The sequence below is a fragment of the Streptococcus suis YS161 genome (assembly GCF_002760245.1).
In the GTDB taxonomy this organism is placed as follows: domain Bacteria; phylum Bacillota; class Bacilli; order Lactobacillales; family Streptococcaceae; genus Streptococcus; species Streptococcus suis_I.
This window is the reverse complement of sequence record NZ_ASCA01000077.1, coordinates 1-3,593: the sequence shown is the minus strand read 5'-3', so window position 1 is coordinate 3,593 and position 3,593 is coordinate 1. Positions and strand designations below refer to the sequence as shown.

At 40.9% G+C, this 3,593-nt stretch carries 2 protein-coding genes; both read left to right on the top strand.

What is annotated here, in order from left to right:
• The coding region (locus tag SST111_RS09880; protein ID WP_218963967.1) for a TIR domain-containing protein at positions 1-793 on the top strand (793 nt) is incomplete at its 5' end.
• Between the two features lies 1 nt (position 794).
• Positions 795-3,515, top strand: a complete 2,721-nt coding sequence (locus tag SST111_RS09875; protein ID WP_099811070.1) for an SEC10/PgrA surface exclusion domain-containing protein — start codon at positions 795-797, stop codon at positions 3,513-3,515.
• Positions 3,516-3,593: the final 78 nt, after the last annotated feature.

Genomic DNA, 3,593 nt, shown 5'->3' with positions numbered 1-3,593 from the left:
GGGGGGGGGTAAAATAGTATATCATAGTTTTATTTGGGAGGAGATTATGGCTCAAGAAAAGCATACTTTTACTTATCTAGATGAATATTTAATAAGAGAGTATTTTGACTTGAAATTAAGTAAAGAGCATCTACACCCTACCTATCCTCTGAAGCTCAAGGTCAGTACTAAAGAAATCGTGATTCAAGCAGAGACCAAGGGAGACAAGCGAACGATTCATGTTGAGAATGATACAGACGAATCTTTATTGAAAAAGTTGAGAGAATTGGATGACACCATAAAAGAGAATCAACTAGAAATTTTTGTCGTATATGGTCGTGGAAACAATGGCAGTGAACGTGATGAACTGGAGGAGCTACTAGAAAAGTGGAATTGCAAACCAATCTATCTTGATAAGCAGAAAAATGGTGGGGCAACTCTCATTGAAAAGTTAGAAAGCAATATCAATAGTAGGGAAGTTGGAATAGTGTTAGCAACACCAGATGATATTGGCTACCATGACTCAGTTGAAGGGAGGATCAATCCGAAGTATCGATTAAGACAGAATGTACTTTTAGAATTAGGGTGGCTAATCGGTAAATTCGGAAGACAAAATATTATCTTACTTCAAAGAAACCATAGAGACTATCCGATAGAAATCGCTAGTGACATCTATGGTGTGGTATATGTCGATTTCAAAGATTCGGTGAATGAAATTCAGACGAAGCAAGCATTAGCCAAAGAGTTGTTCCCAATACTTGTTGGCCAAAATAGTCACCTTAAAGGAAATAAATATTTAGTAATTGGAGATTAACATGAAAAATAAAGCATTAAAAACCTTGACCTTAACCACCGTGGCAGCGACTGCTTTGGTAACTCAGCAGGCTTATGCTGATGAAGTAGTAGAAGTGGCAACCTCCTCTTCCTCAAATACTGCTAATGTAGAAGCCTCGTCGTCTGTAACAGCAGAGCAAGTAGCAGCCGCCAAAGCGACCGCAGATGCAGCAGCAAATCCAGTAGCCTACCAGCAAGATTCTTTGGTGAGTGCAGAAGCAGCAGCTAAGACAGCTCAAACAAATCTTGATCAAGCGGAACAGGCCTTGACCAGTGCACAAGACTTGGCGACAAACGCAACGGAAGAAACGATTGCCGCAGCAGAAAAAGCAATCGTTAGTGCAGAACAAACAGTAGTAGAGGCACAAAATCAAGTGACTAGTGCAGAGCAGGCTACGGCAATTGCTCAAGAACAAGTAGACAAGGCTCAAGCAGAGGCCAACAAGGCGAAGACCGATGCTGACTTAGCAAAATCGCAAGCAGATACTTCTAAAGCAGAATTAGAGGCACTTCAAAATAGTCAAGAAGGACGAGCAATCAGTCAAGTCCAAGCAGAACTCAAAACAGCTCAAGAAGCTGTTGTAAACAAAACAACTGCAGTCACAACAGCAAAGCAGAACCTTGAGCAAGCTCAAGCAGCCGATACGAAGTTGGAGACTGATAGAGCTAGTGCTAATGCAGTCTTAGCTGAACAGAAACAAAAGGTGAAGACGGCCCAAGCCCTAGTAACGGAAAAAGAAGTGGATTTAGAGACAGCCAAGCAAAATCTAGTGGTGGCTAATGAAAAAGTGGAGGCCGTTAAACCCAAGGCGACCTATAAATTTTCAATCAATTTGCCAGACTATTTAAGAGATGCTTATGTTAATCTGGTTAAAACGGACTTTTCTAAAGACAGTATAGATGCAGCAACTCAGGCTGAAAAACGCTATTATGGTGATGTCAGGTCTTTTGATGAAAGAGATAAATTGTCATATGCGACCATCGAATCAACAGACCCAACTCTTTATGATGTTGAAAATCTAGATATAGAACAACTATTGTTGCTCAACCAGTTTGCTATTGACTACACGAACGCCTACAGACAAGCTTTAGGGATTGATAAAAAAATAGTGGGCAATGAATTGTTAATAGAAGTAGCAGATGTGCGTGCCCGCCTATATGAAGAAAAGTATCCAGAAGGATTTTACGGACATGACGGGGAAATCATTGCAGCAGCAAATGATGAAGTGTTTGGAGAAGGCTCCCCAATGGGCTCTAATAGTGAGATTCTAGCCTTTCCTAACATTAGTTCATCTGGTGGACTGTATGAACAGAATACCAATTACTATACGATGTCAGAAATTCTTCATGTCATCGCCCAAGGAATTAACGGTTTTATGTTAAATGATTCCGGATCTGCTTATGGTCACTTTGCTCAATTGATGACCTATGAGGCGATGGGATTTGACCTTTACTACACTTATGACTATTTTGAGGAATATCAATCAGGTGTTGGTAATTTTGTTGTTGTAGGGGCTGGAAAACGTACTATCGATTCTATGCAAAAGGAGTATAAGAACTGGGATATATTTGAAGAAACGGATTCTGAAATTACGCTTGGTGATCCGAAGACAAAATATATTGGTCTTGAGGGCGAAGTTCTCTATGGTTGGTCAGTAACTTTACCCAAGAAGAGTTATGAAATCTATAATCGTTTAGTTGAAAGAAATATTAGCTCGCAAGACTATAGTGCCTATGAGTCCGCACTAAAAGACCAGAATGCAGCACAGTCATCCTATAACAATGTTCAAGCTGAGTATGAAAAGGCGGCTAAAGAGTTAGCGAAAGCACAAAATGATCTTTCTTCTGCTCAATCCACCTACAATGTACTTGTCAATACTGCTCTTAAGACTCCGGAAGCGAAAAAAGCTCTGGAACTAGCACAGACAGACTTAGCGTCGGCTCAAGAAGTCTTAGTAACTGCTCAAAACCAATGGCAAGCAGCAGAAGTCAAGGCGAAGGCTCTCGCTACAAAGATAGCAAAAGCTCAAGCTGACTACGATAATCTATTGGCAACAGCAACTACGCTTAAAGCTCAAGCAGATGATAGAAAAGCTGAGGTAGCAACTGCCCAATCTGTCTTAACACAAGCTCAAAACAAATTGACAGAGGCACGTCAAGCGGTCGAAAGAGCTGAGCAAGGAGTAGCTTTAGCCAAGACCAATCTTTCAATGCTTAAAGAAGCACAGGTAACTCTTGCCAAAGCTCAAGCAGCCTATGCAGTAGCACAGAAGAATGCACAAGCAGCCAATCAAAGTCTTTCAGAGACTAGAGCAAAATTGGCGGACTTAAAACTAGTCTACGAAAAGGCTTATACTGAGTACCTTGATCTTAAAAAACTTTATGACCTACAAACGATGGTGATCCCACAACCAACGGTTGATAGTGACAACTCTAAAGAAAACTTGGGACAAGGAGACTCTTCTCAAAACAATGTTAAGACTTCGTCTAATGCCGAGGTGAAACTAGCGACAAATAAAGAACTTTCAAAAACGGCTCTCAATGAAATAAGCATTGCGGCTGCGACAACAGAACATAAGTTTGCTAAAGTACAAACTCTCCCAACTACTGGCGAGAAGGAAACTAGCTTGCTCTCTCTTTTAGGCTTAACAGCACTAGCAACAGGTCTCGGTCTGGCAGCACGTCGCCGCCAAAATGGATAAAATTTGGTAAATTCTCAAAGTAAGTTCTAGTTCCCGTCCTTCCAGAAGTTACTTTGAGAAAACTGCACAACATCAACA

Coding starts and splice junctions, on each gene's coding strand:
- SST111_RS09875 (WP_099811070.1), top strand. CDS start 795: ATGAAAAATAAAGCATTAAAAACCTTGACCTTAACCACCGTGGCAGCG.